The organism is Aeromonas sp. ASNIH4, assembly GCF_002934425.1.
GTDB classification, from domain to species: Bacteria; Pseudomonadota; Gammaproteobacteria; order Enterobacterales; family Aeromonadaceae; genus Aeromonas; species Aeromonas hydrophila.
Genome location: NZ_CP026217.1, coordinates 4227253 through 4254126 on the forward strand (window position 1 = coordinate 4227253; position 26874 = coordinate 4254126).

At 61.0% G+C, this 26874-nt stretch carries 21 protein-coding genes; 12 read left to right on the plus strand and 9 right to left on the minus strand.

Annotated features, from left to right (window positions below):
* Nucleotides 1–24: 24 nt before the first annotated feature.
* A complete protein-coding gene (acnB, locus tag C2U40_RS19765; protein ID WP_029302077.1) occupies nucleotides 25–2622 on the minus strand; it encodes a bifunctional aconitate hydratase 2/2-methylisocitrate dehydratase in 2598 nt (865 codons plus the stop codon).
* A 228-nt stretch (nucleotides 2623–2850) separates the two neighbouring features.
* Complete coding sequence (locus C2U40_RS19770; protein ID WP_041216959.1) at nucleotides 2851–5109, minus strand: patatin-like phospholipase family protein; 2259 nt, start codon at nucleotides 5107–5109, stop codon at nucleotides 2851–2853.
* 237 nt (nucleotides 5110–5346) lie between these two features.
* On the opposite strand from C2U40_RS19770, the gene C2U40_RS19775 reads away from it, so the two are divergent.
* The 3 genes from C2U40_RS19775 to C2U40_RS19785 all read left to right on the plus strand — a co-directional run bounded on the left by C2U40_RS19775 (nucleotide 5347) and on the right by C2U40_RS19785 (nucleotide 9364).
* A complete protein-coding gene (locus C2U40_RS19775; RefSeq protein ID WP_016352158.1) occupies nucleotides 5347–7254 on the plus strand; it encodes a methyl-accepting chemotaxis protein in 1908 nt (635 codons plus the stop codon).
* A gap of 134 nt (nucleotides 7255–7388) precedes the next feature.
* Nucleotides 7389–9035, plus strand: coding sequence for a methyl-accepting chemotaxis protein (locus tag C2U40_RS19780; RefSeq protein ID WP_065475387.1), 1647 nt, complete (start codon nucleotides 7389–7391; stop codon nucleotides 9033–9035).
* Nucleotides 9036–9181: 146 nt separating this feature from the next.
* Nucleotides 9182–9364 carry a hypothetical protein gene (locus C2U40_RS19785; RefSeq protein ID WP_011707560.1) on the plus strand — a complete coding sequence of 61 codons (183 nt, stop codon included), beginning with the start codon at nucleotides 9182–9184 and terminating at the stop codon, nucleotides 9362–9364.
* 74 nt (nucleotides 9365–9438) lie between these two features.
* Here C2U40_RS19785 and lpdA read toward each other — a convergent pair whose 3' ends face one another.
* The 5 genes from lpdA to ampD form a co-directional block, all read right to left on the minus strand.
* Complete coding sequence (lpdA, locus tag C2U40_RS19790) at nucleotides 9439–10866, minus strand: dihydrolipoyl dehydrogenase (protein ID WP_017409445.1); 1428 nt, start codon at nucleotides 10864–10866, stop codon at nucleotides 9439–9441.
* A 149-nt stretch (nucleotides 10867–11015) separates the two neighbouring features.
* Complete coding sequence (gene aceF / locus C2U40_RS19795) at nucleotides 11016–12932, minus strand: pyruvate dehydrogenase complex dihydrolipoyllysine-residue acetyltransferase (protein WP_103827106.1); 1917 nt, start codon at nucleotides 12930–12932, stop codon at nucleotides 11016–11018.
* Between the two features lie 113 nt (nucleotides 12933–13045).
* Nucleotides 13046–15706, minus strand: coding sequence for a pyruvate dehydrogenase (acetyl-transferring), homodimeric type (aceE, locus tag C2U40_RS19800; protein WP_011707563.1), 2661 nt, complete (start codon nucleotides 15704–15706; stop codon nucleotides 13046–13048).
* A 79-nt stretch (nucleotides 15707–15785) separates the two neighbouring features.
* On the minus strand, nucleotides 15786–16550 hold the full coding sequence (pdhR, locus tag C2U40_RS19805; RefSeq protein ID WP_011707564.1) for a pyruvate dehydrogenase complex transcriptional repressor PdhR: 765 nt from the start codon (nucleotides 16548–16550) through the stop codon (nucleotides 15786–15788).
* 274 nt (nucleotides 16551–16824) lie between these two features.
* Entirely contained in the window at nucleotides 16825–17397 is a 573-nt protein-coding gene (gene ampD / locus C2U40_RS19810) for a 1,6-anhydro-N-acetylmuramyl-L-alanine amidase AmpD (RefSeq protein ID WP_103827107.1), read from the minus strand.
* 146 nt (nucleotides 17398–17543) lie between these two features.
* On the opposite strand from ampD, the gene C2U40_RS19815 reads away from it, so the two are divergent.
* The 9 genes from C2U40_RS19815 (at nucleotide 17544) to yacG (ending at nucleotide 25193) form a co-directional block, all read left to right on the plus strand.
* Nucleotides 17544–18014, plus strand: a complete 471-nt coding sequence (locus tag C2U40_RS19815; protein ID WP_024944772.1) for a retropepsin-like aspartic protease family protein — start codon at nucleotides 17544–17546, stop codon at nucleotides 18012–18014.
* A gap of 5 nt (nucleotides 18015–18019) precedes the next feature.
* A complete protein-coding gene (gene nadC / locus C2U40_RS19820) occupies nucleotides 18020–18877 on the plus strand; it encodes a carboxylating nicotinate-nucleotide diphosphorylase (protein ID WP_103827108.1) in 858 nt (285 codons plus the stop codon).
* A gap of 322 nt (nucleotides 18878–19199) precedes the next feature.
* Entirely contained in the window at nucleotides 19200–19631 is a 432-nt protein-coding gene (locus C2U40_RS19830; RefSeq protein WP_041216993.1) for a pilin, read from the plus strand.
* Between the two features lie 6 nt (nucleotides 19632–19637).
* The gene (tapB, locus tag C2U40_RS19835; RefSeq protein ID WP_103827109.1) at nucleotides 19638–21344 is read left to right on the plus strand and encodes a PilB family type IVa pilus assembly ATPase TapB; all 1707 of its coding nucleotides are present in this window, start codon (nucleotides 19638–19640) and stop codon (nucleotides 21342–21344) included.
* A gap of 115 nt (nucleotides 21345–21459) precedes the next feature.
* Complete coding sequence (locus C2U40_RS19840) at nucleotides 21460–22701, plus strand: type II secretion system F family protein (RefSeq protein WP_017409439.1); 1242 nt, start codon at nucleotides 21460–21462, stop codon at nucleotides 22699–22701.
* 22 nt (nucleotides 22702–22723) lie between these two features.
* Nucleotides 22724–23596: a prepilin peptidase gene (locus C2U40_RS19845; RefSeq protein WP_103827110.1), complete on the plus strand. Its 873-nt coding sequence runs from the start codon at nucleotides 22724–22726 to the stop codon at nucleotides 23594–23596.
* A gap of 18 nt (nucleotides 23597–23614) precedes the next feature.
* Nucleotides 23615–24229 carry a dephospho-CoA kinase gene (gene coaE / locus C2U40_RS19850; RefSeq protein ID WP_103827111.1) on the plus strand — a complete coding sequence of 205 codons (615 nt, stop codon included), beginning with the start codon at nucleotides 23615–23617 and terminating at the stop codon, nucleotides 24227–24229.
* Between the two features lie 37 nt (nucleotides 24230–24266).
* On the plus strand, nucleotides 24267–24989 hold the full coding sequence (gene zapD / locus C2U40_RS19855) for a cell division protein ZapD (protein WP_024945431.1): 723 nt from the start codon (nucleotides 24267–24269) through the stop codon (nucleotides 24987–24989).
* Between the two features lie 9 nt (nucleotides 24990–24998).
* Complete coding sequence (gene yacG / locus C2U40_RS19860) at nucleotides 24999–25193, plus strand: DNA gyrase inhibitor YacG (protein ID WP_005305661.1); 195 nt, start codon at nucleotides 24999–25001, stop codon at nucleotides 25191–25193.
* Between the two features lie 60 nt (nucleotides 25194–25253).
* Here yacG and mutT read toward each other — a convergent pair whose 3' ends face one another.
* Both mutT and C2U40_RS19870 read right to left on the minus strand, forming a co-directional pair.
* On the minus strand, nucleotides 25254–25667 hold the full coding sequence (gene mutT, locus C2U40_RS19865; protein WP_016352173.1) for an 8-oxo-dGTP diphosphatase MutT: 414 nt from the start codon (nucleotides 25665–25667) through the stop codon (nucleotides 25254–25256).
* Between the two features lie 8 nt (nucleotides 25668–25675).
* Nucleotides 25676–26860 (minus strand): tetratricopeptide repeat protein, encoded by a 1185-nt coding sequence (locus C2U40_RS19870; RefSeq protein WP_103827112.1) that lies wholly within the window; start codon nucleotides 26858–26860, stop codon nucleotides 25676–25678.
* Nucleotides 26861–26874: the final 14 nt, after the last annotated feature.

Here is a 26874-nt window from a genome sequence, read left to right on the forward strand (position 1 = left end):
GGAGCGCCATGACGGCGCCGACCCTTACACCGCTTGCTGCAGGATCACCGCATCGGCCTTCTTGGTGTAGGAGGCGATCTCGTTGAAGTTGAGGTAGCGATAGGTGTCGGCCGCAGTGGCGTCCAGGGTCTTGGCGTACTGCAGGTACTCGGCCACGGTCGGGATCTTGCCGATGATGGCGGCAACCGCAGCCAGCTCGGCAGAGGCCAGATAGACGTTGGCACCCTTGCCCAGACGGTTCGGGAAGTTGCGGGTGGAGGTGGAGACCACGGAGGCCCCTTCCGCTACCCGCGCCTGGTTGCCCATGCACAGGGAACAGCCCGGGATCTCGATGCGGGCACCAACCCGGCCGAAGATGCCGTAGTAGCCCTCTTCGGTCAGCTGATCCTTGTCCATCTTGGTGGGCGGCGCGATCCACATGCGGGTCGGCAGCTCACCCTGATACTTCTCGAGCAGTTTGCCGGCGGCGCGGAAGTGGCCGATGTTGGTCATGCAGGAACCGATGAACACCTCGTCGATCTGGTCGCCTGCCACGTCGCTCAGCAGACGGGCATCGTCCGGATCGTTCGGCGCGCACAGGATCGGCTCCTTGATGGTGGCCAGATCGATCTCGATGATTTCAGCGTACTCGGCATCCTTGTCCGCTTCCATCAGCACCGGGTTGGCCAGCCACTCTTCCATCCCCTTGATGCGGCGGGTGATGGTGCGCACGTCGCCGTAGCCTTCGGACAGCATCCACTTCAGCATCACGATGTTGGACTTCAGATACTCGATGATCGGCTCTTTATCCAGCTTGATGGTGCAACCGGCAGCGGAACGCTCGGCGCTGGCGTCGGCCAGCTCGAACGCCTGCTCCACCTTCAGGGTCGGCAGACCTTCGATCTCGAGGATGCGGCCGGAGAAGATGTTCTTCTTGCCCGCTTTCTCGACGGTCAGCAGCCCTTTCTGGATGGCGGCGTAGGGGATGGCATGGACCAGGTCACGCAAGGTGATACCCGGCTGCAGCTCGCCCTTGAAGCGCACCAGCACGGATTCCGGCATGTCCAGCGGCATCACGCCGGTGGCGGCGGCGAAGGCCACCAGACCGGAGCCCGCCGGGAAGGAGATGCCGATGGGGAAGCGGGTATGGGAGTCACCACCGGTACCCACGGTATCCGGCAGCAGCATGCGGTTCAGCCAGGAGTGAATGACGCCGTCACCCGGACGCAGAGAGACACCGCCGCGGTTCATGATGAAGTCCGGCAGGGTATGGTGGGTCTGTACGTCGATGGGCTTGGGATAGGCCGCGGTGTGGCAGAAGGACTGCATGGTCAGATCGGCGGAGAAGCCGAGGCAGGCCAGGTCTTTGAGCTCGTCGCGGGTCATCGGGCCCGTGGTGTCCTGGGAGCCGACCGTGGTCATCTTGGGCTCGCAGTAGGTGCCGGGGCGAATGCCCTGCACGCCGCACGCCTTGCCCACCATCTTCTGGGCCAGGGTGAAGCCCTTGCCGGTATCGGCCACCGGCTGCGGACGGCGGAATACGGTGGAAAACGGCAGACCCAGCGCTTCGCGGGCCTTGTCGGTCAGGCCGCGGCCGATGATCAGCGGGATACGGCCACCGGCGCGCACTTCGTCGATCAGCACGTCGGTTTTCAGTTCAAACTGCGCCAGCACCTGGTCGGTGCCGTGCTTGCAGATCTTGCCGGCAAACGGGTAGATGTCGATCACATCGCCCATTTCCAGCTTGGAGACGTCCACTTCGATGGGCAGAGCGCCGGCATCTTCCATGGTGTTGAAGAAGATCGGGGCAATCTTGCCGCCGAGACAGACACCGCCGGCACGCTTGTTCGGCACGTGCGGAATGTCGTCGCCCATGAACCAGAGCACCGAGTTGGTGGCGGATTTGCGGGAAGAGCCGGTACCGACCACGTCACCCACGTAAGCCAGCGGGAAACCTTTCTCTTTCAGCGCATCGATGGTCTTGATGGGGCCGATGACGCCATCCTTGTCCGGGGTGATGCCGGGACGGGCGTTCTTCAGCATGGCCAGCGCGTGCAGCGGAATGTCCGGGCGGGACCAGGCGTCCGGCGCCGGCGACAGATCGTCGGTGTTGGTTTCGCCGGTCACCTTGAACACGGTGACGGTGATCTTCTCGGCCAGTTCAGGGCGGGAGAGGAACCACTCGGCGTCGGCCCAGGATTGCATCACCTGCTTGGCGTGGGCATTGCCCGCCTTGGCCTTCTCTTCCACGTCGTGGAAGGAGTCGAACATCAGCAGAGTGTGGGAGAGGCCCTTGGCGGCAAGAGGAGCCAGGGTCGCGTGGTCCAGCAGGTCGATCAGCGGCTGAATGTTGTAACCACCCTGCATGGTGCCCAGTAGCTCGACGGCTTCGGCAGCGCTCAGGATGGGAGAGTGGGCTTCGCCCTTGGCGACGGCGGTGAGGAAGCCGGCTTTGACATAGGCCGCTTCATCAACACCAGGGGGAATACGGGAGGACAACAGCTCTTTCAGAAAGTCTTGTTCGCCAGCGGGCGGGTTCTTCAGCAGCTCAACCAGGGCGGCGACCTGCTCTGCGTCCAGAGGTTTGGCAACCACGCCTTCGGCGGCACGTTCTGCGACGTGTTTACGGTATGTTTCAAGCACGACTAATTCCTCTTTGGTCTTTTTTTGGGGTTCGCCCACGCTCGCGGCGATCGTCCTTGCGGGACACCCGTAGGGTGCCCCCCACTATATAAGTTTTAACGACTAATTAAAATCCAAAGCCTGTACAGATATTCATCAAAACAACATAACCATCTAAAGTTGCTGATGTTTTACAAACAGATAAATGGCACGCCAGAAATAAGTTAACAAAAAGGCATCATTTGGCCGTTATTCGAATGTGCTGCCCAATTGCAGATAGAACATATCGTTCCCCCCCTCCGCCATGCCGTAGCCGAGGAAGATGGGGCCGAGGAAGCTCTCCACCCCCACGTAGACGGAGCCGGCGGTGAAGGAGCTCTCCATGCTGATGTCTTCCCCCTTGTCCCAGACCCCGCCCTGCTCGAGGGAGCCGCCCAGATAGAGCGGTGCCCGCAGCGCGCCGAAGTCGTTGTCCGCCACCCGGTAGATGTAGCGCAGCCCGCCAAACAGGCTGTAGCGGCCGCTCAGCTGATAGCGCTGGAAGCCGGACATGCGGAACAACCCGCCCAGATCCTGCACGAACAGCGGCAGCTCTTCCTGGGAGGTAGAGCCCCCCCCCTCCAGCAACAGGTTCAGGCTGTGCCTGTCCCAGGACCAGGGCTTGACCATCGCCAGGTGATAGTTGACCCCCTCATAGCGATCATCTATGTCACTGTTATTATCCAGCCGGACGGCGGAGTACCCCCCCTTGATGTCCCAGTAGGCGCCCTGATAGGGGAAGTAGCGGCTGTCGAGGGTATCGTGCTCGAAGCGGACATAGGGGCCCCAGGAGGAGGCATCCACCTTGGCATCCGCCACGTTGCGCACGTCGATGTCGCCTACCTTCCCCTCCAGCCCGAGCGAGAGGCGGCTCCAGGGCTGGCGATTCCAGCCCACCGCCAGATCGACGTTGGTGAAGTTGTACTCGGCGTCGACATAGCTCACCTCATTCGCCGCCCGCGTCTCCTCGGGGATGAAGATGCGACGCTGGGTCTTGTCATAGGCCAGGCTCGCCTCGCCAAAAAAGGTCTGGGAGGGCTCCAGCGGGGTGTAGAAGTCAGTCTTGAAGTGCTTGGCGGTGCCGAGCGATGCCTCGGTCAGCCACTCGGCCCCCCAGTCGTTGACGTTGGTGAGGGTGTAGGACATGCCCACGTTGTAGTTGGAGCTGCTCTCGAAGTCATCGGAGAAGCCGAACTGGAAGTTGAGGTAGCCCGGCCCCCAGTTCTTCTCGCTGGCGTCCACCACCAGCACGTTCTCGCCGCCCCGCTCCTCCACCTCGTAGGTGATGCGATCGAACGACTCCAGCGCATAGAGCCGGCGAATGCCCGCCTCCAGGCTCTCGTTGGTCTGGATCTTGTCAGGCCGCACCTTCAGCATGGCATGCACCGTCTCGTCGGAGAGACGGGACTTGTTGATGATCTCCACCTTGTCGATGTAGTAGGCGGGCTGGCCGCTGCGCTCGGCGCGCCGGCTCAGCTTCTGGTTGCGATAGGCGGCATAGGCGGCGGGCGACAGAGAGAGCGCATCCAGCTGGGCCGAGGCACGGTTGGCCACCTGTTCCCCGAGCTTGATCCCCTCCGGCATCAGGGCGAAGTCGGCGATACCCATGTTGCCGAACTCAGGCGTCAGCAATACGTCTCTGGGCCCCATCAGCGCCTTCTGTTTCTCGGTGCCGACCTGGGTCATGTAGGTGGTGAGCTGATCGATCATGGCCAGCCCCGACTTCAAGGACTCGCGGGTGCGCAGCTTGGCGCTGATGTCCACCGCGATCACCACGTCGGCCCCCATCGCCTTGGCCACATCCACCGGCATGTTGTTGACGGTGCCGCCATCGGCCAGGATGTGGCCCTCCCACTCCACCGGCTTGAGGGCGCCGGGAATGGACATGGACGCCTGCATCGCCTTGGCGAGGCTGCCGTGGTCCAGCACGAAGGGGGTCACCGTCTCCATGTCGGTGGCCATGGCGCGATAGGGAATGGGCAGATCGTCGAAGCTCTTCTGCACCGGCAGGTTGGAGGTGGCGTGGCGCAGCAGGCTGGCCATGGACTGGCCCTGGAAGAAGCCGTCGGGGAACTGGACCGAGTCGCCATTGACGCCGATGTCGGTGCGCAGCTGATACTGCTCGCTCTGCTGCTTCTTGCGCAGGGAGAGCTCGTCACGCCCCACCTTGTCCTGATAGCCCTTGTTCCAGTCGATGGCCAGGGTGGTGCGCTCCACCTCTTCGGCGCTGAGCCCCATGGCGTACATGCCCGCCACGTAGGAGCCCATGCTGGTGCCCACTATGATGTCGACCGGGATGCGCTTCTCTTCCAGCACCTTGAGGATGCCGATGTGGGCTGCCCCCTTGGCACCACCGCCGCTGAGCACCAGGGCAATTTTGGGCCGCTCGGACTGGGCCGCCGCCATCAGCGGCAGACAGGCCAGCAATATCAGGAACAGGGGGTTCCATCCTCGACGAAAGATGCGCATATGATTTTCCATTGAATCCAGGGCGAGCCAGCTAGGCAGTGAAGCCTACTATAAGGGGCGGCCGGCGAACCGCAACAGTTGGCAGGGGATATCGGCACGCATTGCGATGCTGGCCGCCCATGCGGCGATGTGAGCGCAAACGTAATCCGTCAATAAAGTGGGTCGGCCTATCAAGGGTGACGCCGGGCTGCCGCTAATATGTCCTCAATCCCGTGTTCACACACCCGAGTCACTCCTATGCTTGCAAGCCTGACACTCAAACAGAAAATTCTGGCCACGGTCACCCTGGCCGTGGTGCTCTCCTGCCTGCTGGTTGGCTACTTCAGCCAGCGCTCGGCGCAGCAGCTGATCGAAAGCCGCATGTTCGAGCAGGAGCTGCCCAACCTGACCCAGCGCATCGGCAAGGAGATCGAGAAGGATCTCACCTCGGTCGCCGGCGCCGCCAGACAGCTGGCCAACGATCGCTTCGTGCTGGACTGGGTGGCCCGCGGCATGCCCAAGGAGCAGGAGTCGATCCTGATCGACCAGCTCAAGGACATGGCAGCCCAGTACGGGCTGGTCACCGCCTCATTCGCCGATCGCCAGAGCGCCGCCTACTACAACCAGGATGGCTTCCTGCGCAACCTCACCCCGGAGCAGGATGCCTGGTTCTACGGCTACACCAAGAGCCAGCAAGACCTAATGCTCAGCATCTTTCGCGAGAGCAACGGCGAGGTGAAGCTGTTCGTCAACTTCCAGCAGCTCAATGGCCGCGGCCTCGCCGGCCTCGCCAAGTCCCTCGACAGCATGGTCAGCATGCTCGCCAACTTCCGCATCGGCGACAGCGGCTTCGTGTTCATGACCGACGGCAGCGGCAAGGTGAAGCTGCACCCAGACGCCAGCCGCATCGACCGTGACAGCCTGACCCAGCTGGCAAGCGGCAGCGGCAACCTGCTGAACAAGCAGCCCTTTGCTGCCACCCACGCCGAGATCGACGGCCAGCCGGTGGTGCTGGCCAGCAGCTACATTCCGCTGCTCGACTGGTATCTGGTGGCCCAGGTGCCGGAAGCAGAGATCTATGCCGAGCTGGACCGGGCCCGCCTGCACATCCTGCTGGTGAGCCTGGCCATCGCCGCCGGCATGGGACTGCTCGGCATGCTGCTGGCCGGCTCGGTCAGCCGCCCGCTCAACCAGCTGGCCCGCCTGTTCCGCGAACTCGGCAGCGGTGACGGCGATCTGACCCAGCGTCTCAAGGTGGAGGGGCGGGATGAACTGGCCCAGGTAGCCACCGGCTTCAACAACTTCGTCGCCAAGATCCACGGCTCCATCGAGCAGGTGGCGAGCAACTCCCGCCAGCTCGCCGCCACTGCCAACGAAGTGGCCGCCAAGGCCCAGCTGACCCAGCACAACTGCACCGCCCAGCGCGATCGCACCGTGCAGGTGGCCACCGCCATCCACGAGATGGGCGCCACCGTGAGTGAAATCGCCGGCAATGCCTCACTGGCGGCCGATGTGGCCAAGCAGGCCAACGAACAGGCCGACGCCGGCGCCCTGGTGGTGGCCCAGGCCCGTCACGGCATCGTCGGCCTCTCCGGCGAGATTGAACAGGTGGCTGGGGTGATCGAGTCGCTGGCCAGCCAGACCGACTCCATCGGCAGCATCCTCGACACCATCCGCAGCATCTCGGAGCAGACCAATCTGCTGGCGCTCAACGCCGCCATCGAGGCCGCCCGCGCCGGGGAACAGGGCCGCGGCTTCGCGGTGGTGGCCGACGAAGTGCGCAACCTCGCCAGCCGCTCTGCCGCCTCCACCGCCGAGATCCAGGGCATGATCAACCGGCTGCAGGAGCAGAGCGCCCGCGCCGTCAGCGCCATGGCTCAGGGCCGCAACCAGAGTCTGGAAGTGGTGACCCAGGCTGACGAGGCCAACGGCGCCCTCGGCCAGATCACCGCCCACATCACCCAGATCAGCGACATGAACATCCAGGTCGCCACCGCCACCGAGGAACAATCCAGCGTGGTGGGCGAGATCAACCGCAACGTGGAAGACATCAACCAGCTCACCATGGAGACCGCCGACATCGCCCACCAGCTGACCGAGTCGAGCCGCAGCCTGCAGCACCTCTCCGGCGAGCTGGACAAGCTGGTCGGCAACTTCCGGCTCTAAGACTTCTGACATCATAAGGGGGCGCTATGGCGCCCCTTTTTGTTGGCTATTTGTTAACAACAACTCAAGTTGGTGCCAAATCCGTCGATTTATACTCTGATAATTCACATCGTCATGATCAGCGAGGAAAACCCATGCTAGAAGGTAAACTGACGCTCAAATTGCAGCTGATCCTGGCTGTCACCGTGCCCTGTCTCGCCCTGCTGCTGGTGGGCGGTGCCAGCCTCAAGAGCATGGGCACCATCCAGCAACAATCCACCGAGCTTTACCAGAACACCGCCACCCCCATGCGCGCCATGGCGGAGGTGGTGTCGCGCATTCCCCGCATGCGGGTCGGCATCGACATGATGCTGCTGCAGGATACCTCCCTCAAAGATGCGAAGGGGGTGATCACCCGGGTCAAGGAGAGCCGGGAGGAGGATATTCCCGAGATGCGTCAGGCCATGCAACAGGCCGTTACCGCCCAGACCGACCCCGCAGCCAAAGCCAATGCCCAGCAGCTGCTCAGCCAGTTCGAGGGGATGGCGAGCAACGAGCTGGCTCCCATGCTGCAGGCGCTGGAACAAGGCGACATGGAAGCGGCAAGGGGCATCTATCGGGATCGCTATACCGTCACCTACGGCACCATGCGCAAGGATGCCAACGCCCTGCTCGATGGCCTGATCCAGCAGGCCCAGCAGCGCCATCAGCTCGGTGAACAGAGCTATGCCAGCGGGCGGCTGCAGATGATCAGCATCATCACCGGCGCCATCCTCATCTCGCTGCTGGTCTCGGTACTCATCCTGATGAACCTCAAGCGCCGGGTCGGCTTCCTGCAGCAGTACATCGGCTATGCCGCCGAACACCTGGCGCTGGATTCCCGCGCCCAGCTGAACGGCAATGACGAGCTGGCGGAGATCACGGTGAGCTTCAATCACTTCGTCAGCAAGATCCACAGCGCCATCGAGCAGGTGGCCCGCAACTCCCACCAGCTGGCCGCCACGGCCGACGAGGTGGCCGCCAAGGCCCAGCTGACCCAGCAGAACTGTACCGCCCAGCGCGACCGCACCGTGCAGGTGGCCACCGCCATTCACCAGATGGGCGCCACCGTCACCGAGATCGCTGGCAACGCCTCCCTCGCCGCAGAAGTGGCAAGACAGGCCAATGAGCAGGCGGATGCGGGTGCCGGCGTGGTCGCACAGGCGCGCCACGGCATCGTCGGTCTCTCCGACGAGATTGCACAGGTCGCCGGGGTCATCGAGTCGCTGGCGACCCAGACCGACTCCATCGGCAGCATTCTGGAAACCATCCGCAGCATCTCGGAGCAGACCAACCTGCTGGCCCTCAACGCCGCCATCGAGGCGGCCCGCGCCGGGGAGCAGGGTCGCGGCTTCGCCGTAGTGGCCGACGAGGTGCGCAACCTCGCCAACCGCTCCGCCGCCTCCACCGCCGAGATCCAGGGCATGATCAACCGGCTGCAGGAACAGAGCGCCCGCGCCGTCAGTGCCATGACCCAGGGCCGCAGTCAGAGCCTGGCCGTCGTCACCCAGGCTGACGAGGCCAACGGCGCGCTCGGCCAGATCACCGCTCACATCACCCAGATCAACGACATGAACATCCAGGTCGCCACCGCCACCGAAGAGCAATCGAGCGTGGTCGGCGAGCTCAACCGCAACGTGGAGGACATCAACCAGCTCACCATGGAGACCGCCGACATTGCCCACCAGCTGACCGATGCCAGTCGCGGCCTGCAGCAGCTCTCCGGCGAGCTGGACAAGCTGGTCGGCAACTTCCGCCTGTAGATAGCATTGACGGCCTGATCATGATTCCCCAGAGGGCGCTGCGGCGCCCTCTGTCGCCACCACGGCAGGCCGTGACGCAGGGGCTTTGCGCCGCCTCCACCCGCCTCTGAAAATGCCCCATAATCAGGAAAATGAGAGGAGGAGTTATGGGCAAGCTGGTAGTGATGATCTTGCTGAGCGGTCTGCTCAGCGCCTGCAGCAGCGGGCCGGTGCGGGTGCACGGCGCCGACGTGAGCGTGGACGATACCCGGATCCGGGTCAGCGATGGGGATCGAGGGGGCTACGGTACCTTCTGTCCGCCAGGGCAGGCCAAGAAAGGGCGCTGCTAAACCGCCAGCAGACGCTGAAAAACAAAAAGCCGCTCGATTGAGCGGCTTTTTTCATGCTGACAGCGAGAAGAGAATTATTTCTTCTTCTTGGCCTTGGCGTTCGGCAGGTCGGTGATGGAGCCTTCGAACACTTCGGCTGCCAGGCCCACGGACTCGTGCAGAGTCGGGTGAGCGTGGATGGTCAGCGCGATGTCTTCGGCATCGGCACCCATCTCGATGGCCAGACCGATTTCACCCAGCAGTTCACCACCGTTGGTACCGACGATGGCACCACCGATGACGCGGCCGCTCTCCTTGTCGAAGATCAGCTTGGTCATGCCGTCGGAGCAGTCGGACGCGATGGCGCGACCGGAAGCCGCCCACGGGAAGGTGGCCACTTCGAAGTTCAGCCCTTGTTGCTTGGCTTCCTTCTCGGTCAGACCAACCCAGGCCATCTCTGGCTCGGTGTAGGCGATGGACGGGATCACTTTCGGATCGAAGTAGTGCTTCTTGCCGGCGATCACTTCGGCAGCCACGTGGCCTTCGTGCACACCCTTGTGCGCCAGCATCGGCTGACCCACGATGTCACCGATGGCGTGGATGTGCGCCACGTTGGTACGCAGTTGCTTGTCCACCTCGATGAAACCGCGCTCGGTCACGGCAACGCCGGCCTTCTCGGCATCCAGCATCTTGCCGTTCGGCACACGACCTACGGCAACCAGCACGTTGTCGTAACGAACCGGCTCGGCCGGGGCGTGCTTGCCTTCGTAGGAGACGTACAGGCCGTCTTCACGGGCTTCAACTGCGGTGACCTTGGTCTCCAGCATGATGTTGAACTTCTTGGCCACGCGCTTGGTGTAGATCTTGACGATGTCTTTGTCAGCAGCCGGTACCAGCTGGTCGGCAAATTCCACCACGTCGATCTCGGAACCCAGGGAGGAGTACACGGTACCCATCTCCAAGCCGATGATGCCGCCACCGATAACCAGCAGCTTGCCAGGAACGGTTGTCAGCTCCAGCGCATCGGTAGAGTCCCATACGCGCGGATCATCATGCGGGATGAACGGCAGCTTCACCGGACGGGAACCGGCAGCGATGATGGCGTTGTCGAAGGTCACGGTGGTCTTGCCGTCGGCACCTTCCACTTCCAAGGTGTTCGGGCCGGTGAACTTACCGAAGCCGTTAACAACCTGTACTTTACGCATCTTGGCCATGCCAGCCAGACCGCCGGTCAGCTGGTTGATGACTTTCTCTTTCCACAGACGGATCTTGTCGATGTCGGTCTGCGGGGCACCGAAGACGATGCCGTGCTCGGCCAGCGCCTTGGCTTCTTCAATGACTTTGGCGACGTGCAGCAGCGCCTTGGACGGGATGCAACCCACGTTCAGGCAGACGCCACCCAGGGTGGAGTAACGCTCGACGATAATAGTATCCAGACCCAGATCGGCTGCACGGAAGGCAGCGGAATAACCGGCAGGGCCAGCACCCAGTACTACGACCTGGGTTTTGATTTCTTTACTCATCATGACCTCTTTGTCGTTCTTATATCCCCGGACAGCGCAGTCTTAAACCAGAACGAGGCGGCTGCAGCCGTGAAAAAAACGGGGCAAGTTTACAATCCTGTTAACGAAATGAGAAGTAAAAAGGGCAGGCTCTGGGCCCGCCCTCTCACTTACAGGACCAGTCGACGAATGTCGGACAGCACGCCGTTCATGGTGGTGATGAAGCGAGCTCCATCGGCACCATCGATGACGCGGTGGTCGTAGCTCAGGGCCAGCGGCAGCATCAGGCGCGGCGCGAACTCTTTGCCGTTCCACTTCGGCTTCATCTCGGACTTGGAGACGCCCAGGATGGCCACTTCCGGCGCGTTGACGATCGGGGTAAAGCTGGTACCGCCGATGCCACCCAGGCTGGAGATGGTGAAGCAACCGCCCTGCATGTCGGCAGCGGTCAGCTTGCCAGCACGGGCCTTCTTGGAGATCTCGGCCAGATCGCGAGACAGCTCCATGATGCCCTTCTTGTTGACGTCGCGTACCACGGGCACAACCAGACCGTTGGGGGTATCCACCGCCACACCGATGTGGATGTACTTCTTCATGATCAGCTTGCTGCCATCTTCGGACAGGGAGCTGCAGAAGCGCGGGTGAGCTTCCAGCGCCTTGGCGGCGGCTTTCAGGATGAACACCAGCGGGGTGATCTTCACGTCAGCCTTCTGTTTCTCGAGCATCGCGTTCTGCTCTTTGCGGAACGCTTCCAGCTCGGTGGTATCGGCTTCGTCGAACTGGGTGACATGAGGGATCATGACCCAGTTGCGGTGCAGGTTCGGACCAGAGATCTTCTGGATGCGGGTCAGATCGACCTCTTCCACATCACCGAACTTGCTGAAATCGACCTTCGGCCACGCCAGCACACTCATGCCGTTGCCATTGCCAGTGCCTTGACCTGCAGCCGGAGCGGACTCGGCGCGCTTGACCGCATCCTTCACGTAGGCTTGCACGTCTTCTTTGACGATGCGGCCCTTGCGACCGGAGGCTTTCACCTTGGCCAGGTTGACACCGAACTCACGCGCCAGACGGCGCACGGCCGGAGAGGCGTGTACGTAGGCATCGTTGGCAACGAAGTCGGAGGCGGCAGCAGCCTGGGCAACCGGAGCCGGAGCTGCGGCAACAGGGGCAGCAGCGACCGGTGCGGCAGCCTGAGCAACCGGGGCAGCTGCGGCGGCAGGAGCAGCACCAGCCACTTCGAATACCATGATCAGGGAACCGGTGGAGACCTTGTCACCCGCCTTCACCTTGATCTCTTTGACCACACCGGCGAACGGCGCAGGCACTTCCATGGAGGCCTTGTCACCTTCCACGGCGATCAGGGACTGGTCGGCTTCAACCTTGTCACCCACGGCGACCATGATCTCGGTGACTTCGACTTCGTCGCCACCGATATCCGGTACATTGACCTCTTTGGCAGCGGCAGCAACCGGGGCAGCAGCCACGGGAGCGGCAGCCTGGGCCGGTGCAGCAGCAACGGCAGGAGCGGCGCCAGCCACTTCAAAGACCATCACCAGGGAACCGGTAGAGACCTTGGCGCCAGCGGCGACCTTGATCTCGACCACGCGGCCCGCGAACGGTGCCGGCACTTCCATGGAGGCCTTGTCACCTTCCACAGCAATGATGGACTGGTCGGCTTCAACCATGTCGCCCACGGCAACCATGATCTCGGTCACGTCCACTTCGTCGTCACCGATGTCCGGCACGTGCACGTCTTTGCGAGCGGCAGCAGCAGGAGCGGCAGCAGCAGGAGCGGCGGCCGAGGCGGCTGCAGCCGGTGCAGCGGTTTGAACCGGCGCAGGTGCGGCAGCACCTTCGGCTTCGAAGACCATGATCTGGGAACCGGTGGCAACCTTGTCACCCACCTTGATCAGGATCTCTTTGACGATACCGGCGGACGGGGCCGGTACTTCCATGGAGGCCTTGTCGCCTTCTACCGCGATGATGGACTGATCGAGCTCGACCTTGTCACCCACGGCCACCATGATCTCGGTGACTTCAACTTCATCGGCGCCGATATCCGGCACCATAATCTGTTTGGACATTGTGCTTTATCCTCTTGCGTGCATCCGCGTGACCGACTGCTGTCACGCGTCTCTCGCGTTAACCTTTGCAAGGTCGTGCCGGGCAGCGAGTCCCGGCACGACACTTGATCCTCTTACGCGTACAGCGGGTTGACCTTGTCGGCATCGATGCCGTACTTGGCGATGGCGTCAGCCACAACCTGCTTGTCTACCTCGCCGCGCTTGGCCAGTTCGGTCAGGGCAGCAACCACCACGTAGAATTCGTTCACTTCGAAGTGACGACGCAGGTTGGCACGGCTGTCGGAACGGCCGTAACCGTCGGTACCCAGCACGCGGTAGTTCTCGGTCGGTACGAAAGCACGCACCTGATCGGCGAAGGACTTCATGTAGTCGGTCGCGGCGATGGTGGCTTCGGAACCCAGTACCTGAGCGATGTACGGTACGCGAGCATCGGCGTTGGGGTGCAGCATGTTCCAGCGATCCGCGTCCTGACCGTCACGAGCCAGCTCGTTGAAGGAGGTGACGCTGAACACATCGGAGCCGATGCCGTACTCGCTGGCCAGGATCTGGGCGGCGGTGCGCACGTGACCCAGGATGGAGCCACAACCCAGCAGCTGTACCTTGGCCTTGGTGCCGGCCACGGTTTCCAGCTTGTAGATACCCTTGCGGATACCTTCCTCGGCACCTTCCGGCATGGCCGGCATGGCGTAGTTCTCGTTCAGGGTGGTGATGTAGTAGAAGACGTTCTCCGGCTTCTCACCGTACATGCGACGCAGACCATCCTGTACGATCACCGCTACTTCATAGGCGTAGGACGGGTCGTAGGAGACGCAGTTCGGGATGGTGTTGGCCAGGATGTGGCTGTGACCATCTTCGTGCTGCAGACCTTCGCCGTTCAGGGTAGTACGACCGGAGGTCGCACCCAGCAGGAAGCCACGGGCTTGCTGGTCACCGGCTGCCCACGCCATGTCGCCGATCCGCTGGAAGCCGAACATGGAGTAGTAGATGTAGAACGGGATCATCGGGCAGTCGTTGGTGCTGTAAGAGGTCGCAGCAGCCAGCCAGGAGGACATGGCGCCCAGCTCGTTGATGCCGTCTTGCAGAACCTGACCCTGCTTGTCTTCCTTGTAGTAGGAGACGATATCGCGGTCTTGCGGGGTGTACTGCTGACCGTGCGGGCTGTAGATACCGATCTGGCGGAACAGACCTTCCATACCGAAGGTACGGGCTTCGTCAGCCAGGATCGGGACGATGCGCTTGCCGATGGACTTGTCTTTCAGCATCACGTTTAGGGAACGCACGAACGCCATGGTGGTGGAGATTTCGCGCGCCTGTTCACCCAGCAGCGGACCAAAAGCATCCAGCGCCGGGATTTCCAGCTTGGTGGTGCTCTCGCGCAGACGGGTCGGTACATAGCCCTTCAGCGCGGCACGGCGGGCGTGCAGGTATTTGTGCTCTTCGGTACCCTCTTCGATCTTCAGGTACGGCAGGGTTTCCAGCTGCTCGTCGGTGACCGGCAGGTTGAAACGATCGCGCAGGTGACGCACGGAGCCCAGATCCATCTTTTTGACCTGGTGCGCGATGTTCTTGCCTTCGGCCGCTTCGCCCATGCCGTAACCCTTGATGGTCTTGGCCAGGATCACGGTCGGCTTGCCCTTGGTCGCCGCAGCCTTGGAGAAGGCGGCGAACAGTTTGCGAGGATCGTGACCACCGCGGTTCAGGGCGAAGATCTCCTCGTCAGTCATGTCTTTGACCAGCGCGGCGGTTTCCGGGTAACGGTTGAAGAAGTGCTCGCGCACGTAGCCGCCATCACGGGACTTCATGGTCTGGTAGTCACCGTCCACGGTCTCGTTCATCAGCTGGATCAGCTTGCCGGAGGTGTCTTTCTTCAGCAGCTCATCCCACTTGCGACCCCAGATCACCTTGGTCACGTCCCAGCCGGCGCCGGAGAACAGGCCTTCCAGCTCGTTGATGACCTTGCCGTTGCCGACAACCGGACCATCCAGACGCTGCAGGTTGCAGTTGACCACGAACACCAGGTTGTCGAGCTTTTCACGCACGGCAACGGTCAGGGCGCCCTTGGCTTCCGGCTCGTCCATCTCGCCGTCACCCAGGAAGGCATAAACGGTCTGCTCGGAGCAATCCTTGATGCCACGGTCGGTCAGGTACTTCAGGAAGCGAGCCTGATAGATGGCGGCGATGGGGCCCAAACCCATGGAAACGGTCGGGAACTGCCAGAAATCCGGCATCAGTTTCGGGTGCGGGTAGGAAGGGATACCCTTGCCATCCACTTCCTGACGGAAGTTGTCCAGCTGCTCTTCGGTCAGACGACCTTCGGCGAAGGCACGAGCATAGATGCCCGGGGAGATGTGACCCTGGAAGTAGACCAGGTCGCCACCGTCCTTCTCGCTGCGAGCGCGGAAGAAGTGGTTGTAGCAGACTTCGTAGATGGTCGCGGAAGAAGCGAAGGAAGACATGTGACCACCCAGGTCCAGGTCTTTCTTGGAAGCGCGCAGCACGATCATCATGGCGTTCCAGCGGATGATGGCGCGAATGCGGCGCTCCATCTCCAGGTCGCCCGGGTAGTCCGGCTCTTCGCTGGACGGGATGGTGTTGATGTAATCGCGGTTTGCCTTGGCAGCCACGTCCACACCGCTTGCGCGGGCTTTCTCGGCCAACTGTTCAAGGATGAACTGAGCGCGTTGGGGACCCTCTTCACGCAGCAGGGATTCCAGAGAGGCAAGCCACTCCAGCGTTTCTATCGGGTCCACATCGTTCTTCAGGATATCAGACATGGCTGGTTCCTATTTTGTTGTGATTGCACGGCATTGCACGGCGAAGGGCGCAAGCATTCGACAATAAAGCCTTGTGGGATTAGTTTTCCTGCTGACGGATCCGACGCATGGATCGCTGGATCCGGCTGTCTTCCCTCTGCATATCCAACAAGGTGTCCTCGATAAAGGCCAGGTGCTCATGACAAGCTGCCCTGGCCCGCTCCGGAGCCCCCGACAGGATAGCCTCGATCAGATGCGCGCGATGGCGACGGATCTTGGCGACCACTCCCGGACGGCGATTCAGAATTTCGTTATTGCGTAAAATGTTCTGCTCAAGCATGGGGCCCATGGCCCGCAGCAGATGCAGCAGCACCACGTTGTGGGACGCCTCGGCCACCGCCAGATAGAACTGGGTGACGGCAGCGGATTCGCTGACCAGCGAGCCTTGCTGACCGGCCTCCTCGATGGCGGACTGCACCTGACGGATGCGCTCGAAATCGGCGTCCGTACCCCGTAACGCAGCATAGTAGGCGCAGATGCCTTCCAGTGCGTGGCGAAACTCCAGCAGGTCATACTGGGCTTCCGGGTGGGTGCTGAGCAGCTCGAACAGGGGATCGGCGATCCCTTTGCTCAAGGCGTTTTGTACGTAAGTGCCGCCGCCCTGACGACGATACAAGAGTCCTCTTGCCTCGAGGCGCTGGATGGCTTCGCGCAGCGAGGGGCGCGACACCTGAAACTGGATGGCCAGTTCCCGCTCGGGCGGCAACTTCTGGCCCGGCTGCAAACTGCCTTCCAGAATCATCTGTTCCAGCTCGGCGACAATGGCGTCGGCCAACTTGGGTTGAGTAATCTTGAGATAGGGCATGAGGCTGCTTTGTTAAATTGGTATTACCAATTTCATGAATGGGCGAAAATTAGCAGAGGGCATGGGAAAAGTCCACCCAAAAGATGATCTGAATCAAGAATCAACCTTGCCACTTAAGGGGTAAAGAGAGGGATTTATGATTTAGCTCATAGAAATTGGTCAGACCAATATTTTTGACATCGCTCACAGGCAACATTTGATCAACAGCCAGTAAAAATGGCCTGCCATAAAGGCAAGCCATTGTTTTAAAAACACAAACTTATTTTTAGAATAATTACTTAAAGTTGAGTGCCTGACGGTAGCGCGGCCATTCGAAACTGGCACCCGGATCCGTCTTGCGCCCCGGTGCTATGTCGCAATGGCCGACGATGCGATCCGCCGTAATGGCGGGGTAATGGCTGAACAAGGTTCGGCTGAGCCCGACCAATGCCTCGTATTGTGCATCCGTGTAGGGCTGCTCATCGGTCCCTTCCAGCTCGATCCCGATGGAAAAGTCGTTGCACGCCTCTCGCCCCTGCCAGCTCGATACTCCCGCATGCCAGGATCTGGCACCAAACGGAACATATTGCACCAGCTCACCGTCGCGCCGGATCAGGCAGTGCGCCGAGACCCGCAGCTGATGGATTTCGGCAAAATAGGGGTGAGCGTCGGGATCGAGCCGCCCAAGGAAAAGATCATCGATGAAGGGACCGCCAAACTCGCCAGGCGGCAGGCTGATGCCATGCACCACCAGCAGGGAGATATCGCTCGGGGTGGCCCGCTCGTTGTGGTGCGGTGAGGGCACCTTGCGGGCTTGCTCACACCAACCGTCTGAATCAATGGAAAAAACTATTTTAGGCTGAGTCATTGTCTAGTCGCTCTGCAATGGGATGGCGCATCTGGCAACACTGGACGGGCAACAAGGCGATCCACCTCTCAGGCTCATCGCAGTCGCCTCATGACAACGGGCAACTGTGGTAGGCTGAGCCATCTTCCGCTGACTCAGGAAAAGATATGCACCCGATGGCACGCCGCTTCTGGTTGCTGGCCTGGCTCTCCCTGATGGGATTGCTGACCCTCTATTTTCATGCCCGCGAACAACCATCAGTCACTGCCAGCGGCGACCTGCTGCTCAAGGCCGATGCCAGCGGCCACTATCGTCTGGAGGGTGCCATCAACGGTCAGCCGGTGCAACTGCTGCTCGATACCGGAGCAACGCGCATTACCGTGCCACAACAGGTCGCCGAGCGGCTTGGCCTGACCGCCCGCGGCAGCAGTCAGGTGAATACGGCAGCCGGCTTTATCCGGGTCGGCAACGGCACCATCGAAACGCTGGCGATGGGACCACTGACCTTGTACGATCTGGCCATCTTCATCAATCCGGCAGCGGCTGGCGACGAGGTGCTGGTAGGCATGAACGCCCTCGGCCGGCTGGAGCTGGTTCAAAAGGAGCGGCAGTTGCTGCTCAGACCTTTGCAGGAATAAAAGGCATGCTACAACAGGACATCCGCCGCGCCGTGCGCGCCGCACTACTCGAAGACTTGGGTGATGCCCTCACCCCTTTGGATCAACCGGATGCCGGTGCCGACATCACGGCCCAGCTGATCCCGGCGGATCGCCTCGCCAGCGCCAGGGTCATCACCCGCGAGGCTGGCGTATTTTGCGGCCAGCCCTGGGTCGATGAGGTGTTTGTCCAGCTTGGTGGCGAAGTCAGAGTTGAATGGCTGGTACAAGATGGCGAAGTGCTCTCCCCCAATCAGGAACTGTTTCGCCTGCACGGCCCGGCCCGCGTGTTGCTGACCGGTGAGCGCAATGCCCTCAACTTCGTGCAGACCCTCTCCGGAGTGGCCTCTCTTACCGCTCGCTACGTGGCCGAGCTGGCAGATACCGATTGTCGGCTGCTCGATACCCGCAAGACCCTGCCGGGACTGCGCAGCGCCCAGAAGTACGCAGTCACCTGCGGCGGCGGTAAGAACCACAGGATCGGCCTGTTCGACGCTTACCTCATCAAGGAGAACCACATTCTTGCCTGTGGCGGCATCGCTGAAGCCATCAGCGAAGCCCGCCGTCTCAACCCGGGCAAACCGGTAGAGGTAGAAGTAGAATCCCTGGTCGAGCTGGAGCAGGCCTTGGCTGCCGGCGCCGACATAGTGATGCTGGATAACTTCGACATTCCCATGATGCGCGAGGCGGTTGCCCTCAATCAGGGTCGGGCCAAGCTGGAGGTATCTGGCAACGTCACGCTGGATACCTTGGCGGACTACGCCACGACCGGCGTCGATTTTATCTCGGTCGGCGCCCTGACCAAGCATGTCCGTGCCCTGGATCTCTCGATGCGATTCATCTAGCCGCAGAGGCATCATCATGCCCCCATCTTGTCGCTGACATATAACAAGATGAAGGACTTGCAAAAGGCGCCACGGGCGCCTTTTCTTTAAGGCAGGATCCCTCGGCAAAGGAGTGTGAGATGGACCCATCCCCGCCAGTAAAAAAGAGTCGATAGGGACTCTTCATCCATGATTTATATCAAAATTTTCGCAAATGACAGAAAGATTGTTAACAAAGACCCCGGCCTCTGTTGCCAAGTCAAACAGCTCGGATAAGATACTGACGTGTGGATAGTTTTCCACCGGCACTTCCCAGGAACCAAGGACAAAAAGGATATTTGAAATGAAGAAACAATCAGGCTTTACCCTTATCGAATTGATGATCGTGGTCGCGATCGTCGCCATCCTGGCCGCCATCGCGCTGCCGGCGTATCAGACCTATACCAAAAAAGCGAAATTTACAGAAGTAGTTACCGCTACTGGCGCAGCAAAAACAGCAGTAGAGATTTGTAGCCAAGCAGGTAATGCCCCAGCGACATGCGTTACTACCGGGAATAATGCGGTGAGTGGCAGTGTTGCAACTGCCATAGTAAAAAGCGTAACTGTGTCTAGTTCAGGCAACCAAGGCTCTGCTGTATATAAGATCGAGGCTGAAGGAAATGCACCGGTTGATAAAACCTATATCTTACAAGGCACTGAAGAAAGTGGGAGAGTTAAATGGGAGTCAAATCCAAGCGGTTCTGTTGGCACCTGTGTTGCGGATGGAATTTGCTGAGTTAGCATGACCTCCAGCCCCAATAGCGGCCTGGCGTTAAGCCTGGCCGCCTCTTCCCTGCTCAGTGAGTCCGACTCACAACGCTATCTGAGCCAAGCCAAGGCACAGCGCAAACCTTTTGTGACCTTTCTGATCGAAAACGAAATCCTCGACAGCAAAGCATTGGCGGACTTCTGCGAGCTGGAGTATGGGGTACCTCTGCTGGATCTTGCCGCCTTCGACCTGGCCGAGATCCCGCAGAAATACCTCAATCAAAAGCTGATTGAAAAACATCACGTCCTGCCCATCTATACCCAGGGCCACACCCTCTATATCGCCATGTCAGATCCTACCAATGTGTCTGCACTGGAGGATTTTGGCTTCAGCTTCGGGTTGCATACCGAGGCGCTGCTGGTCGAGGAGAACAAACTCACTACAGCCATCGGCAAGCTGATGGAGAGCGATCAAGATGCCCTTGGCATGGAGGACATCGACGAATCCGAGATCTCCGAGCTGGAAGTATCTGACGAGGGATCACGGCTCGACGAAAGCGTCAACACTGCTGACGATGACGCGCCCATCGTCAAATACATCAACAAAATCATGATGGATGCCATCAAGCGCGGAGCCTCCGACCTCCACTTCGAACCCTATGAGACCAAATATCGCATCCGCTTTCGGATAGACGGGATCCTGCATGAGATAGCGACCCCACCGGTCAACCTGGCCAACCGCTTCTCCGCCCGCCTCAAGGTGATGGCACGGCTCGACATCGCTGAGCGGCGACTGCCCCAGGATGGTCGCATCAAACTGAAGCTGTCGCGCAACAAGTCGATGGACATGCGGGTCAATACCCTGCCCACCATGTGGGGCGAAAAGATCGTTATCCGTCTGCTCGACTCCTCCGCTGCACGCCTCAATATCGAGCAGCTCGGTTTCGACGATCGCCAGAAGGTGCAATATCTGCGTGCCCTGTCGAAGCCTCAGGGCATGATCCTGGTGACCGGCCCGACCGGTTCGGGCAAGACGGTTTCGCTCTATACCGGTCTCAATATTCTCAATACCACCGAGGTCAATATCTCCACCGCTGAAGACCCGGTGGAGATCAACCTGCCCGGCGTCAATCAGGTGCAAGTCAATCCCAAGGCAGGACTGACCTTCGCCAGCGCCCTGCGTTCTTTCTTGCGCCAAGACCCCGATGTGGTCATGGTAGGTGAAATCCGGGATCTGGAAACCGCTGAAATTGCCATCAAGGCCGCCCAGACCGGCCACCTGGTGCTATCCACCCTGCACACCAACTCGGCGGCAGAAACGCTGACCCGGATGATGAACATGGGGGTGCCCGCCTTCAATATCGCCTCCTCGGTCACCCTGATCATGGCTCAGCGGCTGGCGCGTAAACTGTGCGATCACTGCAAAGCCCCCGAAGTGGTACCCGAGGCTGAGCTGCTTGAGCTGGGTTTTACCCAGCAGCAGCTGGCCGCTGGCTTGCGGCTGTTCAAACCGGTTGGCTGCAAAGAGTGCTCGGGTGGCTACAAGGGCCGGGTCGGCATCTATGAAATCATGCTAATGTCTGAAAACATCGCAAAATTGATCATGCAGGGGGCCAACTCTCTGCAAATTGCCGCCATCGCCCAGAAGGAAGGCATGCGTACCTTGCGTACCTCTGGCCTCGAGAAGGCTCGCCTGGGTGTGACCAGTCTGGCGGAGATAAACCGGGTAACAACCAACTGACAGAGTCTATCGCTCAGCCGATTCATCCAGGTGCCGCCGGCCCTGGCGATTTCCATCAGGCCGAGGCTGCTTTTCCTCATGACGAGCAACCCGAGCCCCATTGCAGGACGCAGTGATGGCAACGCTAACCCAGAAACAGAATGCCCCCAAGAAAGTCTTCGCCTTTCGCTGGAGCGGGGTGAATCGCAAGGGCCAGAAGGTCTCCGGCGAATTGCAGGCCGACAGCATCAACACGGTCAAGGCAGAGCTGCGCAAACAGGGTGTCAACGTCACCAAGGTGAGCAAGAAGAGCCAGGGGCTCTTCTCCAAGGGCGGCGCCAAGATCAAACCGATGGACATCGCCGTCGTCTCCCGCCAGATCACCACCATGCTGTCAGCCGGCGTACCTCTGGTCCAAAGCCTGCAGATCATCGCTCGCAGCCACGAGAAGGCGGCCATGCGCGAGCTCATGGGCCAGATTGCCGCCGATGTGGAGACCGGCACGCCCATGTCCGAGGCACTGCGCCGCCATCCCCGTCACTTTGACGATCTCTACTGCGATCTGGTGGAGGCTGGCGAGCAGTCCGGCGCTCTGGAGACCATCTACGATCGTATCGCCACCTATCGCGAGAAATCGGAAGCCCTCAAGTCCAAGATCAAGAAAGCCATGTTCTACCCCACCATGGTCATCCTGGTGGCCATTGTCGTTACCTCCATCCTGCTGCTGTTCGTCATTCCCCAGTTCGAAGACATCTTCAAGAGCTTCGGCGCCGAGCTGCCCATCTTCACCCAATTCGTCATCGGCATCTCCCGTTTCATGCAGAACTGGTGGTATGTGATCTTTGGCGGCATAGCGCTAGCCATCTTTCTCTACGTGCGCGCCTGGCGCGCCTCCCAGAAGGTCAAGGACAACACCGACAAGTTCGTACTGACCATCCCCGTGGTCGGCATGATATTGCACAAGGCCGCCATGGCCCGCTTCGCCCGCACCCTCTCCACTACCTTCTCCGCCGGCATCCCGCTGGTGGATGCTCTGGTCTCTGCGGCAGGCGCCTCCGGCAACTATGTCTACCGCACCGCTGTCATGGCCATTCGTAACGAGGTGGTGGCCGGTATGCAGATCAACGTGGCCATGCGCACCGTCGATCTGTTCCCGGACATGGTGATCCAGATGGTAATGATCGGCGAGGAGTCTGGCGCCATCGATGATATGCTCTCCAAGGTCGCCACCATCTTCGAGCAGGAGGTGGACGATCTGGTCGACGGCCTCACCAGCCTGCTGGAACCTCTCATCATGGTGGTGCTGGGGGTGCTGGTCGGCGGCATGGTGGTCGCCATGTATCTACCCATCTTCAAACTAGGATCGGTGATCCACTGATCCCCCATCAATCCGAGACTCAATGTTGCTGATCACTGACGTTTTTCACAGCCTGCCCTGGCTCTATTTCTCGCTGGTATTCCTCTTTTCCCTGATGATCGGCAGTTTTCTCAACGTGGTGATCCATCGCCTGCCCATCATGCTGGAGCGAGAGTGGCAGGCCGAATATCTCGGCTATTTCAATCCAGAGACACAGCCGCAGCAGGAAGAGCGCTACAACCTGATGGTGCCGCGTTCTGCCTGCCCTCATTGCGGCCACGCCATCACGGCCATAGAGAACATCCCCCTGCTCAGCTGGCTCTGGCTCAAGGGGCGCTGCCGTGAATGCCAGGCCCCCATCTCGGCCCGTTATCCTCTGGTGGAACTGCTGACATCCCTGCTCTCGCTGATCGTCGCCGCAACATTCCCACCGGGCTGGGGCTTGCTGGCCGCCCTGCTGCTCACCTGGGTACTGGTGGCACTCACTTTCATCGATCTGGACAAGATGCTGCTGCCAGACCAGCTTACCCTGCCACTGCTGTGGGGCGGCCTGCTGTTCAATTTGGCTGGGGGATTTGCACCGCTGGCCGATGCGGTGATCGGCGCCATGGCTGGCTATCTGGTGCTCTGGAGCCTCTACTGGGCCTTCAAGTTGCTGACCGGCAAGGAAGGGATGGGCTATGGCGACTTCAAGCTGCTGGCGGCGCTGGGTGCCTGGCTCGGCTGGCAGGCGCTGCCCATCGTGCTGCTGCTCTCCTCCCTAGTTGGCGCCCTCATGGGCATAGGCCTGATCCTGCTGCGCAACCATCATCAGAACAAACCCATCCCCTTCGGCCCCTATCTGGCCATCGCCGGCTGGATCGCGCTGCTGTGGGGCGATACCATCACCCGCTGGTACCTCACGACGTTTCTCTGACCAAGGCAGCACTGACCCATGTATGTAGTCGCAATCACCGGCGGAATTGGCAGCGGCAAGACCACGGTTGCCAATCAATTTGCCGAGCTCGGCATCGAAGTAGTGGATGCGGACGTCATCGCCCGCGAGGTAGTCGAGCCCGGTACCCCGGCCCTCACCGCCATCGCCGCCCATTTTGGCTCAGAAATCATCACTCCCGCTGGCCAGCTCGATCGTCGTCGGCTGCGTGAGCGGGTCTTCATTGACCCGCAGGCCAAGGGCTGGCTCAACGCCCTGCTCCACCCCCTCATTCGCACCGAGATGCAGCGCCAGTGTGCGGCTGCTCGCTCCCCCTATTGCTTGCTGGTAGTGCCCTTGCTGGTGGAAAACCGGCTCACTGCCCTGGCCAATCGGGTATTGGTGATCGACGTGGACGAGGCAACCCAGATTGAGCGTACCTGCCGCCGGGACGGCGTGAGCCACGAGCAGGCCCAAGCTATCCTGGCCGCCCAGGCGAGCCGGGCCGAGCGGCTGGCGGCAGCCGACGATGTGCTGGACAACCAGAATGGCACGCCCGAGGCAATAAAGAGCCGAATTTTAGCGCTGCACGAGACATATCTGGCATTTGCCTCTCAACAAGCCCGCCAACTGTGAGTACACTAGGCCGGTTTATGGCTGGCCAGGATTAGGCATGATTTACGATTTTCCCCTCAATGAAAAAAGCCGGACCTATCTTCGTCTGGAGTCCCTGTTTTCCCAGATCCGCGACAATCTGGAGAGCGACCAGTCCTGGGCACATATCGCCTTTTTCAAGGGTCTGTTCGACCTGCAGGAGTTGCTGGAACGCGGCGACCTGCGCGCCGATCTGATCAAGGATCTGGAGCGCCTCGGCCAGCGCCTGAGCCACTGGGCCAGCCTGCCCGATGTCGACCTGGAGCAGATCAGCCAGATGCAACAGGAGAGCGCCCAGCTGTCCCGCAATCTGCTGAGTGCCCCGCGTCCCGGTGCCCGCCTCAAAGAGGATCGGCTGCTCGGCTCCATTCGCCAGCGCTTCTCCATTCCGGGCGGGTTGTGCGCCTTCGACGTGCCGCAACTGCACCACTGGCTCGCTACCCCGGCCATCGCCCGTCATCAGCAGATGCAGCTGTGGCTGAGCGACATCAACCTGTTGATGAACGCCATCTCCCTGCTGCTGCGGCTGTGGCGTGAGTCCGGCAACTTCAGCGAACAGGTTGCCGTCAACGGCTTCTTCCAGGATACCGCCGAGAGCGCCGAGCTGATCCGCATCCGTCTGACCGGCACCCAGCAGTGCTACCCCACCCTGAGCGGCCACAAGAACCGGTTCGCCCTGCGTTTCCTGCCCACCACGGAGCAGCAGATCGGTGACGTCCCCTTCCAGCTTGCCTGCTGCTGAGGAGCATTCATGGTGACCAAAGTAAAGTGCCCGACCTGCCAAACCGAGCTGGAATGGGGCCCGCAAAGCCCGTTTCGCCCGTTCTGCAGCAAGCGCTGCCAGCTGATCGATCTCGGCGAGTGGGCCGACGAGGAGAAGCGGATCCCGGGGGAAATAGACCCGGAGCTGCTGCCCTACCCCGAAGAAGGGGAGCAGTGGCAATAAGCCAGCAAACAAAAAGGGCCGATACGGCCCTTTTTGTTTTGGTATGCACTGCGGCTCACATCAGCCCTGTGCGGCCAGCGATGCCTGCAGGCGCGTCACGATCGGGCCATTGGCATCGGGGAAGTGGTACTCGTGCAGCGAGGCCAGCGGCACCCAGCGACACTCCTGCCCCTCCTTGCCGAACGGCTCGCCGCTGAAGCGGGTCACCTTCCAGATATCCAGCAGCACCTGCTTGTCCGGGTAGTCGTGATGCAGTTCCATGAAGGGGGCGCAATCCTGTACCCGGATCCCGATCTCTTCCCACAGTTCGCGATCCAGCGCGGTAAGCAGATCCTCCCCGGCTTCCACCTTGCCGCCGGGAAACTCCCAGCGATCCCCCTGATGGCGATCGGCGGAGCGTTTGGCGATGAAGATATCGCCCCGTTCGTTCTCGATGACGCCGACCGCCACCCAGATCCGTTTCTTCTGTTCCATCATTGTCCTCAACGTAAACACGGCAAACGGGCAATCCAGGGCGCCAGCCGACGGGCCTGCGGCTCCCTTTGTGCCGTAAAGATATCCTGCCCCACATGCTCGCTCCCGCCAGGGGAGGGCTGCGGCCAGGGAATGGCACCTGGCGGCGTGAAGCAGCGATCGTGCATCAGACAGCTCTGCGAGAGATAACCCCAGAGCTGGTCGCGCAAAAACCATTGGTCGATGTTCGGCGTCTCCATCACGTCGGGCTGATAGCCTTCCAGCAGGGGCGCCAACGGCGGCAATACGCCGGCCACCCCACCCCACATCCCCGCCAGCACCAGATCGGTATGACTCCACCAGTCGCGCATGATATGAAACCAGCGCGTCGATGCAAGCCACTCCTGTACCGCCAGTCGCTCGCGCACACCCGGCACCGAATCCACATCCCGCACCAGAAAGCGCCCCACCAATGGATCATTGGCCACCTGGAAACGCCAGCACAGACGCTGACGCAATGGCTGACCGGCAGGTTGCAACAAGAGCTCGGCCCCCAGTTCGCGCAGCGCAGCGAGCAACTCGGCCGGCACGCTCTCATCCACGTAGAAGCGCACCCGCCAGCCCGGGTAGAGGTAGGCCGCCGCCAGCACATTGTCGATGGCCCCCCGCAGATAGCGAGGCTCGCTACCCCACAGGGAAAAAGCGATGACATCCGGCTTGCGACTGCAATCGGCCAACCAGACGGCCGGTTCTACCGCAGGCAATGACCAGGATGGTGGCGCCTTACCCGCCGACCGGGCCTTCAGGCTCAATGAGCGGGTTCCCGCCAGGGCGGCCTCATCGTGGCGATCCAGCTTGGCCAACGAGGCGCAGAGGGCGTCCAGCGCATGGAAATCGTCGGGGACGCGCTGCAGCAGGGTTTGCAAGCGTGCCACTGCCAGCTCGTACTGACCGGCCCGCGACAGGCAAGCGCAGAGGTTGCGCAACACCTCGTCATTGCCGGGTTCAGCCTTGTGGGCCATCTCCAGCACCTGCGCCGCGGAAGCCGGGTCGTCGCACAGGAAGAGGTAATAGGCAAACTGCAGCTGCAAGGCTACCGGCTTGGCCGTGCTGCCGTTAAGCCGGGCCAGCAGTTGCTGGATGGCCACCTGGCGCTGGCCGGCCAGCCAGCTGTTGTGGGCTGTAGTATCCCATCCTGTCGGCATCTTGCTCATCGCACGGCTCTCCT

Bases quoted from the DNA above. Each gene is read 5' to 3' on its own strand.
- zapD (WP_024945431.1), top strand. From the start codon at position 24,267: ATGATTTACGATTTTCCCCTCAATGAAAAAAGCCGGACCTATCTTCGT.
- ampD (WP_103827107.1), bottom strand. From the start codon at position 17,397: ATGACTCAGCCTAAAATAGTTTTTTCCATTGATTCAGACGGTTGGTGT.
- aceE (WP_011707563.1), bottom strand. From the start codon at position 15,706: ATGTCTGATATCCTGAAGAACGATGTGGACCCGATAGAAACGCTGGAG.
- C2U40_RS19785 (WP_011707560.1), top strand. From the start codon at position 9,182: ATGGGCAAGCTGGTAGTGATGATCTTGCTGAGCGGTCTGCTCAGCGCC.
- lpdA (WP_017409445.1), bottom strand. From the start codon at position 10,866: ATGAGTAAAGAAATCAAAACCCAGGTCGTAGTACTGGGTGCTGGCCCT.
- nadC (WP_103827108.1), top strand. From the start codon at position 18,020: ATGCTACAACAGGACATCCGCCGCGCCGTGCGCGCCGCACTACTCGAA.
- C2U40_RS19830 (WP_041216993.1), top strand. From the start codon at position 19,200: ATGAAGAAACAATCAGGCTTTACCCTTATCGAATTGATGATCGTGGTC.
- C2U40_RS19770 (WP_041216959.1), bottom strand. From the start codon at position 5,109: ATGCGCATCTTTCGTCGAGGATGGAACCCCCTGTTCCTGATATTGCTG.
- mutT (WP_016352173.1), bottom strand. From the start codon at position 25,667: ATGGAACAGAAGAAACGGATCTGGGTGGCGGTCGGCGTCATCGAGAAC.
- C2U40_RS19840 (WP_017409439.1), top strand. From the start codon at position 21,460: ATGGCAACGCTAACCCAGAAACAGAATGCCCCCAAGAAAGTCTTCGCC.
- C2U40_RS19780 (WP_065475387.1), top strand. From the start codon at position 7,389: ATGCTAGAAGGTAAACTGACGCTCAAATTGCAGCTGATCCTGGCTGTC.
- C2U40_RS19845 (WP_103827110.1), top strand. From the start codon at position 22,724: ATGTTGCTGATCACTGACGTTTTTCACAGCCTGCCCTGGCTCTATTTC.
- C2U40_RS19775 (WP_016352158.1), top strand. From the start codon at position 5,347: ATGCTTGCAAGCCTGACACTCAAACAGAAAATTCTGGCCACGGTCACC.
- coaE (WP_103827111.1), top strand. From the start codon at position 23,615: ATGTATGTAGTCGCAATCACCGGCGGAATTGGCAGCGGCAAGACCACG.
- yacG (WP_005305661.1), top strand. From the start codon at position 24,999: ATGGTGACCAAAGTAAAGTGCCCGACCTGCCAAACCGAGCTGGAATGG.
- C2U40_RS19815 (WP_024944772.1), top strand. From the start codon at position 17,544: ATGCACCCGATGGCACGCCGCTTCTGGTTGCTGGCCTGGCTCTCCCTG.
- pdhR (WP_011707564.1), bottom strand. From the start codon at position 16,550: ATGCCCTATCTCAAGATTACTCAACCCAAGTTGGCCGACGCCATTGTC.
- C2U40_RS19870 (WP_103827112.1), bottom strand. From the start codon at position 26,860: ATGAGCAAGATGCCGACAGGATGGGATACTACAGCCCACAACAGCTGG.
- aceF (WP_103827106.1), bottom strand. From the start codon at position 12,932: ATGTCCAAACAGATTATGGTGCCGGATATCGGCGCCGATGAAGTTGAA.
- tapB (WP_103827109.1), top strand. From the start codon at position 19,638: ATGACCTCCAGCCCCAATAGCGGCCTGGCGTTAAGCCTGGCCGCCTCT.